The organism is Streptomyces prunicolor (assembly GCF_045162825.1).
Lineage (GTDB): Bacteria > Actinomycetota > Actinomycetes > Streptomycetales > Streptomycetaceae > Streptomyces > Streptomyces prunicolor.
In genome coordinates, this window is the sequence record NZ_CP108676.1 from 10,411,184 (window position 1) to 10,426,122 (window position 14,939).

At 71.1% G+C, this 14,939-nt stretch carries 11 protein-coding genes; 10 read left to right on the plus strand and 1 reads right to left on the minus strand.

The genetic code is table 11. The features are described from left to right. Nucleotides 1–8 precede the first annotated feature (8 nt). The 7 genes from OG588_RS47070 to OG588_RS47100 all read left to right on the plus strand — a co-directional run bounded on the left by OG588_RS47070 (nucleotide 9) and on the right by OG588_RS47100 (nucleotide 9,183). Nucleotides 9–2,363, plus strand: a complete 2,355-nt coding sequence (locus OG588_RS47070; protein WP_405952668.1) for a CoA transferase — start codon at nucleotides 9–11, stop codon at nucleotides 2,361–2,363. Continuing rightward, nucleotides 2,360–3,877: an AMP-binding protein gene (locus tag OG588_RS47075; protein ID WP_405952669.1), complete on the plus strand. Its 1,518-nt coding sequence runs from the start codon at nucleotides 2,360–2,362 to the stop codon at nucleotides 3,875–3,877. The genes OG588_RS47070 and OG588_RS47075 overlap by 4 nt, the downstream gene beginning before the upstream one ends. Before the next feature lie 50 nt (nucleotides 3,878–3,927). Continuing rightward, nucleotides 3,928–4,365: a Fur family transcriptional regulator gene (locus OG588_RS47080; RefSeq protein WP_033280496.1), complete on the plus strand. Its 438-nt coding sequence runs from the start codon at nucleotides 3,928–3,930 to the stop codon at nucleotides 4,363–4,365. Between the two features lie 34 nt (nucleotides 4,366–4,399). Next, complete coding sequence (gene katG, locus OG588_RS47085; RefSeq protein WP_405952670.1) at nucleotides 4,400–6,610, plus strand: catalase/peroxidase HPI; 2,211 nt, start codon at nucleotides 4,400–4,402, stop codon at nucleotides 6,608–6,610. Between the two features lie 143 nt (nucleotides 6,611–6,753). Next, nucleotides 6,754–8,358: a serine/threonine-protein kinase gene (locus OG588_RS47090; protein WP_405952671.1), complete on the plus strand. Its 1,605-nt coding sequence runs from the start codon at nucleotides 6,754–6,756 to the stop codon at nucleotides 8,356–8,358. Nucleotides 8,359–8,367: 9 nt separating this feature from the next. Further along, complete coding sequence (locus OG588_RS47095) at nucleotides 8,368–8,820, plus strand: flavodoxin family protein (RefSeq protein ID WP_405952672.1); 453 nt, start codon at nucleotides 8,368–8,370, stop codon at nucleotides 8,818–8,820. A gap of 126 nt (nucleotides 8,821–8,946) precedes the next feature. Continuing rightward, nucleotides 8,947–9,183, plus strand: a complete 237-nt coding sequence (locus tag OG588_RS47100) for a chaplin (RefSeq protein WP_405952673.1) — start codon at nucleotides 8,947–8,949, stop codon at nucleotides 9,181–9,183. Between the two features lie 78 nt (nucleotides 9,184–9,261). On the opposite strand, the gene OG588_RS47105 is transcribed toward OG588_RS47100, so the two are convergent. Further along, on the minus strand, nucleotides 9,262–9,936 hold the full coding sequence (locus OG588_RS47105) for a hypothetical protein (protein WP_405952674.1): 675 nt from the start codon (nucleotides 9,934–9,936) through the stop codon (nucleotides 9,262–9,264). A gap of 265 nt (nucleotides 9,937–10,201) precedes the next feature. Here OG588_RS47105 and OG588_RS47110 point away from each other — a divergent pair, with 265 nt between their 5' ends. The 3 genes from OG588_RS47110 to nhaA all read left to right on the plus strand — a co-directional run bounded on the left by OG588_RS47110 (nucleotide 10,202) and on the right by nhaA (nucleotide 14,863). Next, nucleotides 10,202–11,122: an SGNH/GDSL hydrolase family protein gene (locus tag OG588_RS47110; protein ID WP_405952675.1), complete on the plus strand. Its 921-nt coding sequence runs from the start codon at nucleotides 10,202–10,204 to the stop codon at nucleotides 11,120–11,122. A gap of 117 nt (nucleotides 11,123–11,239) precedes the next feature. Continuing rightward, on the plus strand, nucleotides 11,240–12,880 hold the full coding sequence (gene pgm / locus OG588_RS47115) for a phosphoglucomutase (alpha-D-glucose-1,6-bisphosphate-dependent) (RefSeq protein WP_405952676.1): 1,641 nt from the start codon (nucleotides 11,240–11,242) through the stop codon (nucleotides 12,878–12,880). 99 nt (nucleotides 12,881–12,979) lie between these two features. Then, nucleotides 12,980–14,863 (plus strand): Na+/H+ antiporter NhaA, encoded by a 1,884-nt coding sequence (gene nhaA, locus OG588_RS47120; RefSeq protein WP_366093936.1) that lies wholly within the window; start codon nucleotides 12,980–12,982, stop codon nucleotides 14,861–14,863. Nucleotides 14,864–14,939 lie beyond the last annotated feature (76 nt).

A 14,939-nucleotide genomic window follows, 5' to 3' on the forward strand; every position in this document is an offset into this window, starting at 1 on the left:
GAGGAGACATGAGCGAGTCCGCCGTGAAGGTCGTCGAACTGTCCAGCCCCTTCACCCGGTTCGCCGGCCGCCTGCTGGTCGGGCTCGGGTACGAGGTCGTGCTCGTCGAACCGCCGGAGGGCGACGAGACCCGACGCGAACTCGGCGGCGACGCGTTCGTCCACTGGCACGCGGGGAAGCGGTCGGTCGTGCCCGCCTCGCCCGAAGAGTTGCGTGCGCTGCTCACCACCGCCGACGTGCTGCTCGACGGGAGCCCGAGCGGCGCCGAGGCACTAGTGGACGGGCTCGACGACCTCGTGCACGTCCGCGTCACCCCCTTCGGTCTGATCGGCCCCCGCACCGACTGGCAGGGCACCGACCTCGTCGTGGCCGCGCTGGGCGGGATGCTCGCCCAGGTCGGCGACCCCGACGGCCCGCCGCTACGGCTCCCGGAGCACCAGGCCGAGCAGCTCGCCGGCGTCAACGCGGCCATCGCCGCCCTGCTCGGCCTGCGCGCCCGGCGCACCGGCCCGGGGCAACTCGTCGATGTCTCCGCGCAGGCGTGCGTGGCAGCCGCGTTGGAGGCCGGAACGCTCGCCTATCTGCACGAGGACCGGGTTCCGCCGCGCCCCGGAAGCGTCCATCCCCTCGTCCCGCACGGCCTGTTCCGGGCCGCCGACGGCTACTTGGGCGGCGGGCTCGGCGGCAGCCCACGCATGTGGGACGCGCTGCTCGACTGGCTTCGCGAGGAGGGCGCGGCGGCAGACCTCACGGAACCGCGCTGGCAGGACCCGGTCGAACGCAAGAAGCACCAGGAGCACGTGTTCAAGGTCGTCCAGGACTTCGTGGGTGCCTGGCCGAAGGCGGAGTTCGCGGAACGGGCCCAGGCCAGAAAACTGCCCTGGGCCGCCGTCGACCTGCCCCACGAACCCCCCGACAACCCCCAGCTCGCCGCCCGCGACTTCTTCACCCGGGTACGCACCCCGGAGGGCGAGCGGACCGACCTGGGCTTCCCCTTCGCGTTCCCGGAAGGCCGCCGGGTACGGGAGTTGGAGGTCCGGGGCGTGGGCGCGGACCAGTACCTCCTCGACGCCGAAGGCACCGAACGCACCGAAGAGGCCGAACCCCGCCCCACGCCCGCGATCCCGGCCGAGCAGGCCCCCGCACAACCCGCGTATCCCGCCCTGCACGGCATCCGTGTCCTCGACCTGACCTGGGTCCTTGCCGGCCCGTACTGCACCAAGGTCCTGGCCGACCACGGCGCCGACGTCATCAAGGTCGAGTCCATGGGCCGTCCCGACCCCACCCGCTTCGCCCCCTTCATGCACCTCTCCCGCGGCCCGCACACGGACCCCAACACCAACGGCTACTTCAACGAGGTCAACCGCAACAAACGCAGCATCGCCCTCGACACCCGCACCGAGGACGGCATCACGGTGCTGCGCGAGCTCATCGCCCACTGCGACGTCCTCGTGGAGAACTTCAGCTCTTCGGTCATGCGCAAACTCGGCCTGGGCTACGAGGAGTTGTGCCGCATCAACCCGGACCTCGTCTACGTCAGCATGTCGGGCATGGGGCACACAGGACCACGCAACGGCTGGGTGTCGTACGCCGACACGGTCTCGGCGAGCGCGGGCCTGACCGGACTGACCGGCTGGGGACCGGACGCCGTGGTCGGGGTGATCTACGGCCACGGCGACATCGTCGCGGGGCTCCAGGCCGCCCTCGCCACGGTCGCCGCACTGGAGCACCGCGCCGTCACCGGACGCGGACAGCACATCGACCTGTCCCAACTGGAGGCGATAGCAGCCCACATGGGCACCAGCCTCCTCGGCGGTCCGGCGGTGACACCGAGCGGCAACACTCACCCGAGCTGGAGCCCCCAGGGCGTCTACCGCTGCCTCGGCACCGACCGCTGGCTGGCCGTCAGCGTCCGCGACGACACCGAGTGGGCGGCGCTGTGCGAGGTGATCGGGCGACCCGAACTCGCCGCGGATGAGCGGACGTTCACGGCGGAGGCCCGGCGCCGCTCGACAGCTCTCGTCGACTCCGCGCTGGGGGAGTGGACCCGCACGCTCCCCGCCGACGTCGCCGCCGAGACACTCCAGGCGCACGGTGTCCCGGCCGGAGCCGTGCAGGACGGGCGTGAACTCGTCGAGCACGACCCACAGTTGAGGGCCCGCGGCTTCTACGTACGCAAGGAACACCCGGTCGCGGGCGCCTTCCTCCACGAGGGCGTTCCTATCCGCCTGACCCGGACGCCTGGCGGGATCCGCGAGGCCGCGCCCGTACTCGGCGCCGACACCGACGCCGTACTGAGCGAGGTGGCGGGGTTCTCGACGGAGCGCGTCCAGCAGCTTCGGGAGACCGGCGTCCTGCGGTGACCGACACCATCCCCGGCCTCCTTGACGCGGCGGCCGGGGAGTTCGGGGAGCGGCCCTTCCTGCGGGTGGGGTCGGTGACGCGGACGTACGCGGAGACCCGAACGGCCGCCGCCACGATGGCCGGAGCGCTCGCCGAGCGTGGCTGCCGACCGGGTGACCGCGTCGCCGTCATGGCCGACAACCGTATCGAGGTCGTCGACCTCATCCTCGGCTGCGCCTGGCTGGGAGCGGTACTGATCCCGCTCAACACCGGCTTGCGGGGTGGCGGGCTGCGGGAGGTGCTGCGTGCTGCGGAACCGCAATTCCTGCTGGTGGAGGAGGAGTTGGCGGAACGGGTCGTAGCGGCTGGATTTCAGGGGGAGTTGTGGGTCGTGGGCGGGGACGGCGTACCGGAGCCGGGTAGGGTCCCCGCCGTACCGTCGGCCCAACTGCGTCCGGAGAACACGGCGTTCGTGCTGTTCACCTCGGGCACGACGGGAGCGGCGCGCGGTGTGCGCTGCCCGCACGCGCAGACCGTGTGGTGGGGCCGCAACGTCTCCGACTCGCTCCGGCTCACCGCCGACGACGTGCTGTACACCTGCCTGCCGCTCTTCCACACCAACGCGCTGAACACCCTCGCGCACGCCATGGCCGTGGGGGCGAGCTGTGTGATCGGTGAGCGGTTCTCCGCGACGCGGTACTGGGGACGGGTGGCGGAGGCCGGGGCGACGGTCGTCTATCTGCTGGGCGCGATGGTGCCCATGCTGCTGGCGCAGCCGCCGGGCTCCGGCGACCGTGCGCACCGGGCCTGGCGCGGGCTCTCGCCGGCCACTCCCGGGTCCGCGTGGGAGCCCTTCCGCGAGCGGTTCGGGGTCACGCTCGTCGACGGGTTCGGGTCGACGGAGACGAACCTCGTCATCGGGTCGACGCCCGACAATCAGCGGGCCGGTTACCTCGGTACCGTGCGCGACGGGTTCTCCGTGCGTGTGGTCGACGACCTCCTCGAACCCGTCGCGGACGGTGTCGCCGGTGAGCTGGTGGTCCGTAGCGCGCACGAATTCGTCTTCTGTACCGGGTACTTGGGGGAGTCGGAGCCCGGTCCCACCGCGTGGCGGCGCACCGGGGACCGGGTGGTGCGGGAAGCCGACGGGTGGTTCCGGTTCGTCGACCGGATCAAGGACGTGATCCGGCGGCGCGGCGAGAACGTGTCCTCGCAGGAGGTGGAGTCCGTGGTCCGCTCGTACCCGGCGGTCGCCGACGCGGCGGCCTTCCCGGTGCCCTCCGAGCTGGCCGAGGACGAGGTGATGGTCGCGATCGTCCCCGCGCCCGGGCAGGTGCTGGACCTCGGTGACCTCCTACGGCACTGCGCGGACGAGCTGCCGCCGTTCGCGGTGCCCCGCTACATCGACACCGTCCGTGAGCTTCCGCTCACCGAGACCGGCAAGGTTCGCAAGGGCGTACTGCGCGAACGCGGGGTCACCGCCACCACCTGGGACCGGTCCACACCGCCCACCCCGGCAAGACATCTAACTTGAACCGTTTGTTTTCTTGAATCACTCGTGTTTATGGCTGTAGGTTGAGCGCCATGACCGCATCCCAGCCACCGACCACCGCCGAGGAGCTGCGCGGTGCCGGCCTGCGGGTGACGGCAGCCCGCGTCGCGCTGCTCGAGACCGTCCGGCACGGTGACCACCTCGATGTCGAGGCGGTCGCGTCCGGGGTCCGTGACCGCGTAGGACACATATCTCTCCAGGCCGTCTACGACGCGCTCCATGCGCTGACCTCGGCCGGACTCATACGCCGTATCGAACCGGCAGGCAGTCCCGCCCGCTTCGAAGGACGCGTCGGCGACAACCACCACCACCTCATGTGCAGGTCGTGCGGTGTCGTCGCCGATGTCGACTGCGCGGTCGGCGAGGCACCCTGCCTGACCGCCGCCGACGACCAAGGCTTCTCGATCGACGAGGCCGAGGTCATCTACTGGGGTCTGTGCCCCGCCTGCACCGCAGTCCCCAGTTCCTGAGCCACGTGTTCCACCCCGTTTTGGAAGGATTCCCATGTCTGAGAACCACGACGCAATCGTCACGGACGCGAAGTCGGAGGATGCCGGGGGCTGCCCCGTCGCGCACGGGCGCGCCGCGCACCCGACCCAGGGCGGTGGCAACCGTCAGTGGTGGCCGGAGCGGCTCAACCTGAAGATCCTCGCCAAGGACCCGGTCGTCGCGAACCCGCTCGGCGCGGACTTCGACTACGCCGAGGCGTTCGGTGCCCTCGACCTCGCGGCCGTCAAACAGGACATCGCCGAGGTACTGACCACCTCGCAGGACTGGTGGCCGGCGGACTTCGGCAACTACGGCCCGCTGATGGTCCGGATGGCCTGGCACAGCGCCGGCACCTACCGCATCAGCGACGGCCGCGGCGGTGGCGGCCGCGGCCAGCAGCGCTTCGCGCCGCTGAACAGCTGGCCGGACAACGGCAACCTCGACAAGGCCCGCCGTCTGCTGTGGCCGGTCAAGAAGAAGTACGGCCAGTCCATCTCCTGGGCCGACCTCCTGATCCTCACGGGCAACGTGGCGCTGGAGACGATGGGCTTCGAGACCTTCGGCTTCGCCGGCGGCCGTGCCGACGTCTGGGAGGCCGACGAGGACGTGTACTGGGGTCCCGAGACCACCTGGCTCGACGACCAGCGCTACACCGGCGACCGCGAGCTGGAGAACCCGCTCGGCGCCGTCCAGATGGGCCTCATCTACGTCAACCCCGAGGGCCCCAACGGCAACCCGGACCCGCTGGCGTCGGCCCGCGACATCCGTGAGACCTTCCGCCGCATGGCGATGAACGACGAGGAGACCGTCGCCCTCATCGCCGGTGGCCACACCTTCGGCAAGACCCACGGCGCGGGCCCGGCCGAGTCGGTCGGCGACGACCCCGAGGCCGCTCCGCTGGAGGCGCTCGGCCTGGGCTGGAAGTCCACCTACGGCAGCGGCAAGGGCGGCGACGCGATCACCTCCGGCCTCGAGGTGACCTGGACCACCAAGCCCACCCAGTGGAGCAACGACTTCTTCGACATCCTCTTCGGCTACGAGTGGGAGCTGACCCAGAGCCCCGCCGGCGCCAACCAGTGGGTGGCCAAGGACGCCGAGGCGATCATCCCGGACGCCCACAGCGACGCCAAGAAGCTTCCGACGATGCTCACCACCGACCTCGCGCTGCGCTTCGACCCGATCTACGGCGAGATCTCGAAGCGCTTCCACGAGAACCCGGCTCAGTTCGCGGACGCCTTCTCCCGTGCCTGGTTCAAGCTGACCCACCGTGACCTGGGCCCGAAGTCCCTGTACCTCGGCCCGGAGGTCCCGTCGGAGACCCTGCTGTGGCAGGACCCGCTGCCGCAGGCCGAGGGCGAGGCCATCGACGCCGCGGACATCACGGCCCTCAAGGCGAAGATCCTCGCCTCGGACCTGACCGTCTCGCAGCTCGTGTCCACCGCGTGGGCGTCCGCCTCCACCTTCCGGGGCAGCGACAAGCGCGGCGGTGCCAACGGTGCCCGTATCCGCCTGGAGCCGCAGCGCGGCTGGGAGGCCAACGACCCCGACCAGCTCGCTCAGGTGCTGCGTGTTCTGGAAGGCATCCAGGCGGAGTTCAACTCCGGTGCCAAGAAGGTCTCCCTGGCCGACCTGATCGTCCTCGGTGGTGCCGCCGCGGTCGAGAAGGCCGCCAAGGACGGCGGCGTCGACGTGGAGGTCCCCTTCACGCCGGGCCGTGTCGACGCGACCGAGGAGCACACCGACGTCGAGTCGTTCGCCGCGCTGGAGCCGACCGTCGACGGTTTCCGCAACTACCTCGGCAAGGGCAACCGCCTCCCCGCCGAGTACCTGCTGCTGGACCGGGCGAACCTGCTCACGCTGAGCGCCCCCGAGCTGACCGTCCTCGTCGGCGGCCTGCGCGTCCTGGGCGCCAACCAGGGCCAGTCCACCCACGGTGTCCTGACCGACAAGGTCGGCACGCTGACCAACGACTTCTTCGTGAACCTGCTCGACCTGGGCACCACGTGGTCGTCGACCTCCGCGGACCAGCAGACCTTCGAGGCCCGCGACGCCTCCGGCGCGGTGAAGTGGACCGGCACGCGTGCCGACCTGGTCTTCGGCTCGAACTCCGAGCTGCGCGCGCTCGCCGAGGTCTACGCGAGCGACGACGCGAAGGAGAAGTTCGTGAAGGACTTCGTCGACGCCTGGGTCAAGGTCTCCGACCTGGACCGGTTCGACCTCGTCTGAGACTGAGTCCGAGTCTCGGTCCGAGTAGTTCTACGGCAACGCACCACTGACGTCCGGGTCGGCCCCCACGGGTCGGCCCGGACGTTTCTCACCTTCTGAACTCGCGGCACAGGCGTGCACGTTCGTCACATAAGCTCCTCCGCATGAACGAGGGGGAGCCCGGCAGACGGGTCGTAGACGGCCGCTTCGAGCTGGAGTCCCGGCTCGGCGGCGGTGGCATGGGCACGGTGTGGCGCGCCCAGGACCTGCTGCTGCACCGCTATGTCGCGGTCAAGGAGGTCCGGCCGCCGGACATCGACCTCGCCGAGTACGACCCTGCCGCGGCGGAGCTGCTGCGCCAGCGGGTCCTGCGCGAGGCACGCGCCCTGGCCCGGGTCGAGCACCCGAACGTGGTGACGATCCACCACATCGTCGACGAGGGTGTGGGCACCTACCCCTGGCTCGTCATGGAACTCGTCCAAGGCGGCTCACTCGCCGACCGGTTGGCCCGCGGGCCGATGGCTCCCGCCGAGGCCGCCCAACTCGGCCGAGGCGTGCTCGACGCCCTCAACGCGGCACACGCGGCGGGCGTCCAGCACCGCGACGTGAAACCCGCCAACGTCCTGCTGCGCACCGACGGCCGCCCCGTCCTCACCGACTTCGGCATCGCCGCGATCCGCGACGCCACCGCCCTCACCGCCACCGGCTCGATCATCGGCACGCCCGACTACATGGCCCCGGAACGGGTCACCGGCCAGAGCGGCGGTCCCGCCGCCGACCTGTGGTCGCTCGCGATGATGCTGTACGTCGCGGTCGAGGGCTACCACCCGCTCCAGCGCGGCACCACCCTGGCGACCCTGGCCGCCGTACTCCAGGAGGACGTGCCGCCACCGGTGCGGGCCGGATCGCTCACGCCGGTGCTGTCCTGCGTCCTGATCCGAGATCCCGAGGCGCGGCCGGACGCCGAAACGGTCGGCCGGATGCTGAACGTCGCCGCGGTACAGCCCGAGGACCGGCGCCCCGAGACCACCTCGTACCGGCTCGCACCGCCGGTGCCTCCGTCGCTGCCACCCACCGACGGTATGCAGACGGCGAGTCGGCGGCGCCGCCCGGCGAAGCGGAACCGGGGCGTCACGGTCGCCTCCAGCGTCGTAGGCGTACTGCTCATCGGCACGCTCGCCTGGAAGGTGCTGCCGGACGGGAACGACAAGAAGGACACGTCGGCGTCCGCGGGCGCGACCGGTCAGACGCAGCAGCAGAGCACGCCCACGGCCTCGGCGAGCCAGAGCAGCGCCGCTGTGAAGACCCAGGACATGCTCACCCCGTCCGGCATCCGGACCGCGATCAAGGCCTTCAAGGAGAAGACGGGCAGCGACCGCTTCAACGACTTCTCCGTCTACCCGGGGTATGTCATCGCGGAGGTGATGGTGAAGGGCAGCCAGACCAGGTACGTCAGCTATACCTATCGCTCCGGTACCGGTTTCGACGAGGGGACCGACAACAAGGGAACGGTGACAGACGGAGACACGCCGGTGAAGCTCGACGACTTCAACTGGGACGCGGTTCCCGCGTTGCTGAAGCGCGCGAACAAGGACCTGAAGGTCAAGGACCCGACGAGCCGTTACCTGCTGCTCCGGCTGCCGAGCACCAACGGCGGTGACACCCCGGCCGGCATGGCGATCTATCTGAGCGACGACTACGGCTCCGACGGCTTTCTGGAGGCCGACACCCAGGGCGCTGTGACCAGGGTGGAGCCGGCCGACGAGTAGGTTCGCCCCGTGCCCACCTTGCTGATCGTGCATCACACCCCCTCGCCCAACTGCCAGTCGATGTTCGAGGCCGTCGTCTCGGGAGCCACGACACCGGAGATCGAGGACGTGCGGGTCGTACGGCGTGCCGCCCTGTCCGCGACCGTGTCGGACGTGCTGGCCGCCGACGGCGTTCTGCTGGGCACGCCCGCGAACCTCGGTTACATGTCCGGCGCGCTGAAGCATTTCTTCGACCAGATCTACTACCCGTGCCTGGACGAGACCCGGGGCCGGCCCTTCGGCTACTACGTGCACGGCGGCAACGACGTGACGGGAGCCGTGCGCGGCATCGAGTCGATCACGACGGGGCTGGGCTGGCGGCGGGTCGTCGACCCGGTGACGCTGACCGGTGAGCCGGACAGGGCCGGTGTCGAGGCGTGCTGGGAGCTGGGGGCGACGGTCGCCGCCGGTCTGACGGCCTGAGCGGGCGGCCTGGGCGGGCTGCCTGAGTGGGGCGTCACCACCCGTTCGGACGCCGAAGAGTGTCGTGACCCCCCGAAGCACCCCCAGCGTGGAGGGACATGCCCCTCCGAGTGACAGGAGTTCTTCATGAGGAAGCGACTGACGGCCGCGGCGGGTCTGGCGGGTGCGGCGTTGCTGCTGTGCGCCGGTACGGCGAGCGCGGACCCCGACCCCGTCGGGACCGCCAGCGACAGCCCGGGCGTGCTCTCCGGAAACGTCGTTCAGGTGCCGATCGACCTGGACCTCAACCTGTGCGGCAACTCGATCGACGTCATCGGTCTGCTGAACCCCGCGCTGGGCAACCACTGCGAGACCACGGACTGACGAGCCGTACCGTGAACGAGCCGTGGGCCTCGTGCCCGCGGCTCGTTCCGCGTGTCGGGGGACGTGCCAGGAGGCGTGTCAGGGGACCTCGGGCAGCCGGTGCAGCGGAGTGCCGTGGGCCCAGCGCCGCAGGCGTGAGCCGTCGATGAGCTGGACGCCGCCCTGCCTGCGCGCCCACTGGACGTCACGTCGGCTGAAGGTGCCCCGGTGCACCACGAGACGGAGATGCGGTCCGGAGCCGGCCGAGCGTGCGGCGCGGGTCGGTGTCTCCTCGTCGGGCAACGGTTCGGCCACCGGCCGGAAGGCCACCTCCAGACGGCGACCGAGCCGGTCCCGCGCGCGGACCCACGGCTGGCCCTGCGCGTCGGGCCGGGCCAGCGCCCGCCAGCCGTCCCGGCGCAGCATCCGGGACACGGCCAGGGCGAGCCCGTCCACATCCAGGTCGGCGATCTCCTCGGGCGTGTAGTAGCCCAGCCGGCGACGGGCCAGCGGCCGGTTGTGCCGGACCACGGCCGCCGTGATGACGGCGAGCAGCGCCAGGCCGGCGGCGAGCGCGCCGGTGCCGAGGACGCGGTACGCCACGGCGAGCCCGGCCACGATCCCGCACACGACGACGGCGACCACGACGAGGGCGGGCAGCACCTCGCGCAGTCCGGGGCCGTAGCGTCCCTGGGCGCGCAGCGCACGGATCGCCTCGCGCCTTCGTGAGCGCCACGACGCGCGCTTCTCGTGCCTCCGCAGCCTCTGCGGCAACAGAGCCAACTCCCCCCACCCCCAAGCGCGTTGACGCCTGCGGTAGGGATACCCGCCGGACGTGGTCCACGTGCGCGGGGACGGGAACCGGCCACCAAACCGGCCGAACTGTTTCGGCGGGTGCCGTGACTCCTCGGGCAGCGAACTCGTCCCTCCAGACCTCTGGCCCCAGGTACCTACCGCCCGGTATACAAGGCCAGTTGAACGAGAGACGACCGCATCGGGCCCGCCCCGTCGCACCGTCTCGTACCTGGGGAGGAATCTCATGAAGCGTGAGACGCATCCGGCCGCGACGGCGCACCACCGGGGCAGGACCGTGGCGGTCGCGGCAGCGGTCAGCGGCTGCGCCCTCGTCGTCGCCTCCGCGGCGCCGGCGGCCGCGCACAACTCGGGCCATGGGCACGGCCGTTCCACGCAGTACGTGGCGCTCGGCGACTCCTACACCTCGGGCCCGTACATACCGACCCAGGTGGACGCCAACTGTGCCCGCTCCGACCACAACTACCCCTCTGTGGTGACGGCGGACCAAAGAGGGACCGTCCTCAAGGACGTGAGCTGCAGCGGCGCGACGACCGCCGAGATGTGGAAGGCGCAGGGCACCAACCCGCCCCAACTCGACGCCGTACAGCGGAACACGGACCTGGTGACGGTCCAGATCGGCGGCAACGACATCGGGTTCAGCACCATCATCGGGACGTGCGCCAAGCTCAGCGCCACGGACCTGACCGGCAACCCCTGCCAGCGCTACTACAACTCCACCGGCGTCGACCAGTTGGCGCTGGCCGTCCTCAACACCGCGCCGAAGGTCACCAAGGTCCTCCGTGCGGTGCACAAGCAGGCACCCCACGCGCGCGTGCTCGTCGTCGGCTACCCGGACCTGCTGCCCGACGACGGCAGCGGCTGCTACCCCTCGGCGCCGTTCGCAGCCAAGGACTTCCCCTATCTCCGGGACACCGGCAAGCGCCTCAACCTGATGCTCCGTGTGGTGGCCGCGCTCAACGGCGCGGAGTACGTGGACACTTACGGCCCCACCGTCGGCCACGACATGTGCAAGGCGCCCGCCGACCGCTGGATAGAGCCGCTGCAACCCGCGTCCCCCGCTGCTCCGGCGCACCCCAACGCGAAGGGCGAGGCGGCCATGGCGGGCGCGGTCCTGAAGCAACTGGACCGGCGCCACCGGTACTGACGGACAGCAGCGGCCCGGGTTTTCCACAGGCGGAGGGGGTGTACTCGCTAAACGCGCCCCTGACGAGGAAAGATGGGGCCGTACGCGAAGTCGGTCGATACGGAGGAGCGGGCCACCATGCCACACGAGCGAGCGGGCGAGCAGGCCCGCGCAGAGGATCTCGTCGACGTAGCCCGACTGGTCACCGCGTACTACGCGCTGCACCCGGACCCCGCCGAGCCGGGGCAGCGCGTCGCGTTCGGCACCTCCGGGCACCGGGGCTCCTCCCTGGCGACCGCGTTCAACGAGGACCACATCGCCGCCACCAGCCAGGCCATCTGCGAGTACCGCGCGGACCAGGGCACCGACGGCCCGCTCTTCATCGGGGCCGACACGCACGCGTTGTCCGAGCCCGCGAAGGTCACCGCCCTGGAGGTGTTCGCCGCCAACGAGGTCACGGTCCTCATCGACACCGCCGACGGCTACACACCCACCCCGGCGGTGTCCCACGCGATCCTCGCCCACAACCGCGGCCGCACCTCGGGCCTCGCGGACGGCGTCGTGGTCACCCCGTCCCACAACCCGCCCGGCGACGGCGGCTTCAAGTACAACCCGCCGAACGGCGGCCCGGCGGGCTCCGAGATCACCTCCTGGATCCAGGACCGCGCCAACGAGATCATCGCGAGCGGCATGAAGGACGTCCGCCGCATCCCGTACACCCGCGCGCTCGCCGCTCCCGGCACGGGCCGCTACGACTTCCTCGGCACCTACGTCGCCGACCTGCCGAGCGTGCTCGACCTGGACGCGATCCGTACGGCCGGTGTGCGGATCGGCGCCGACCCGCTGGGCGGGGCGTCCGTCGCCTACTGGGGCCGGATCGCCGAGGAGCACCGGCTCGACCTGACCGTGGTCAATCCGCTCACGGACCCGACCTGGCGGTTCATGACGCTGGACTGGGACGGCAAGATCCGCATGGACTGCTCGTCGCCGTACGCGATGGCCTCGCTGATCGCCCAGCGCGACCGGTTCGACATCGCCACCGGCAACGACGCCGACTCCGACCGGCACGGCATCGTCACCCCGGACGCGGGCCTGATGAACCCCAACCACTACCTGGCCGCCGCCATCGCCTACCTCTACGCCCACCGCGAGCAGTGGCCCGCCGACGCGGGCGTGGGCAAGACCCTGGTGTCCTCGTCGATGATCGACCGGGTCGCCGCCGACCTCGGGCGCCGGCTCGTCGAGGTGCCCGTCGGCTTCAAGTGGTTCGTGGACGGACTGGTCGACGGCTCGCTCGGCTTCGGCGGCGAGGAGTCGGCCGGCGCGTCCTTCCTGCGCCGGGACGGGTCCGTGTGGACCACCGACAAGGACGGCATCATCCTGGCGCTGCTCGCCGGCGAGATCACGGCGGTCACCGGGAAGACGCCGTCCCAGCACTACGCGGCGCTCACGGACCGCTTCGGCTCGCCCGCCTACGCCCGGATCGACGCCCCGGCCTCCCGCGAGGAGAAGGCGCTGCTCGCCAAGCTCTCGCCCGCGCAGGTCACCGCCGACACCCTGGCCGGCGAGCCCGTCACCGGCGTCCTCACCGAGGCACCCGGCAACGGCGCGGCCCTCGGCGGCATCAAGGTGACGACCGCCAACGCCTGGTTCGCGGCGCGGCCCTCCGGCACCGAGGATGTCTACAAGATCTACGCCGAGTCCTTCCTCGGTCCCGACCACCTCGGCCAGGTGCAGGAGGAGGCGAAGGCTGTGGTCGGGGCGGCCCTGGGCGGCTGACCCGGAGGCCGTGGCACCGGCTGTCGTAGGAATGAATGGTGCGGCAGGTGGTGTTGGGGCGTCAGGTGAGCCATGACGCACGACGGAAGTGAACCCCGTATGTCCTTCGAAACGACCGACTACACGGGGCAGACCACGTGCGGTGACGAAGCGCGCACCCCGCTGCGTGACTTCCTGCGGACCGAGACCGGCAGCGCCGCCGTCCTGGTGGCGGCGGCGCTCGTCGCGCTCGTCTGGGCCAACGTCACGCCGTCGGCGTACGAGACGTTCTGGGAGACCCACCTCTCCGTCCGGCTCGGCTCGCACGGGATCTCCCTCGATCTGCGCGAGTGGGTCAACAGCGGGCTGATGACGCTGTTCTTCCTCGTCGTCGGGCTGGAGGCGCGCCGCGAGTTCGACATGGGCGAGCTGCGCGAGCGCAGACGGCTGGCGCTGCCTATGGTCGCGGGCGCCAGCGGGATGCTCGTGCCGATCGCCATCTACCTGGTGATCAACAGCGGGCACGGGACGGCGGACGGCTGGGGCGCGGTGATGTCCACCGACACGGCGTTCGCGCTGGGCATGCTCGCCGTCGTGGGCCGCCACATGCCGCCCGGGCTGCGCGTGTTCCTCCTCACGATCACCGTCGTCGACGACTTCCTCGCGCTCGTCGTGATCGCCGTCTTCTACAGCGACCACATCGCCGTACCGGCACTCCTGGTCGCCGTCGGCACGTTCGCCGTCGTCATGCTGCTGCGCCGGTTCCGGGTGCGCCGGGGACCGCTGTACGCGCTGCTCGGGCTCGTCGCCTGGGTCGCCCTGCTCAAATCGGGCGTGGACCCCGTCGTCATCGGGCTGGCCATGGGGCTGATCACGTACGCCTATCCGGCGGGGCGCGACGACCTGGAGCGCGCGACCGGCCTGTTCCGGCTCTTCCGCGAGCAGCCCACACCCGAGCTGGAACGCGACGTACGCGCCGGAATCGCGGCGTCGATCTCCCCGAACGACCGGCTCCAGCGCATCTACCACCCGTGGGCGAGCTACGCCGTGGTCCCGCTGTTCGCGCTGGCCAACGCCGGGCTCCAGCTCAGCGGGGAACAGCTGGCCAGGGCCTTCACCTCGCCCGTCGCGCTCGGCATCCTCATCGGGTACGTCGTCGGCAAGCCGCTCGGCATCGTCTCCTCGACGGCGCTGACCAGCGTGCTGTCCCGGGGCCGGATCCGGCCGCCGGTCGGCTGGGGCGCGGTGACCGCGGGCGGCACGCTGGCCGGCGTCGGCTTCACGGTCTCCCTGCTGATCGCGACCCTCGCCTTCGACGGGACCACCCTGGAGGACGCGAAGACGGGCATCCTCAGCGCCGTCATCTGCTCGTTCCTGGTCGGCCGACTGGTCACCGGGGTGATCGGACTGCTGCCGCCGCAGATCCGGCCCAGGGTCCTGTTCGGCCGGGCGGAGACCATCGTCGACCTGTCCGTCCCCGTCGACCCCGACCGCGACCACCTGCGCGGACCTCGGCACGCTCCGGTGACCGTCGTGGAGTACGGCGACTACGAATGCCCCTTCTGCGGGCAGGCCGAGCCGGTCGTCCGCGAGCTGCTCGGCTCCTTCGGGGACGAGGTGCGGTACGTGTGGCGGCACCTCCCGCTCACCGACGTCCACCCGCACGCCCAGCTCGCCGCCGAGGCCGCGGAGGCCGCCGCGTTGCAGGGCGGCTACTGGGAGATGCACGACCTGCTCCTCAGCCACCAGGGCGCCCTGCGCCTGATCGACCTGCGGGGCTATGCCGAACAGATCGGCCTGGACACCGCCCGCTTCACCCGTGACATGCGGGCCCACGAGGGCGCCGGCCATGTCGCGGAGGACGTCGAGTCGGCCGACCTCAGCGGCGTGGCGGGGACGCCCACCTTCTTCGTGAACGGCCGCCGGCACCACGGCGCCTACGACATCGAGGGCCTCTCCCAGGCCGTACGGGCCGCCCGTTTGCGGGCCGCGGTGGCCGCCTAGCGGGCGGGAATGGATCGCCGGGTGTCCGTGTTGAGAGGCATGTAGCTGACATGCTCGGGACAAGATCCCGGGATGT